Raw genomic sequence first — 252 nt, 5'->3', positions numbered from 1 at the left:
CCCGCAGCCGGTGACGGCAAGCATGGCCAGGACAACGATTTCACTGGTTCGAAGCTGCCGCATCATCCTTTGTTCCTTTTACGTCCCACGTCCGTTTGAACGCCTGTTAGTGCGCGGGTCGCGATGAATCGCGCCCGTGGCTGTTGCCGTGAGTGGCGTGCTGTTCGCTGCTGCCGGTACACTCGCCGAGCTGGACGCGTGCAAGCGCCGCAGTTGCGTCGTGTAGCCGAGACTGCACAAGCGCTATGCCAG

1 protein-coding gene is annotated in these 252 nt (G+C 62.3%); it reads right to left on the bottom strand.

Features of this window, described 5'->3' with window-relative positions; translation table 11 throughout:
- Positions 1 to 62: 62 nt before the first annotated feature.
- Positions 63 to 252 (bottom strand): hypothetical protein (locus SB717_RS37975; RefSeq protein WP_410908338.1); only part of this gene is annotated, 190 nt, incomplete at its 5' end.

This window comes from Priestia sp. SIMBA_032 (assembly GCF_046535215.1).
GTDB lineage: Bacteria > Bacillota > Bacilli > Bacillales > Bacillaceae_H > Priestia > Priestia aryabhattai.
This window is presented reverse-complemented; position numbering and strand designations above follow the sequence as displayed.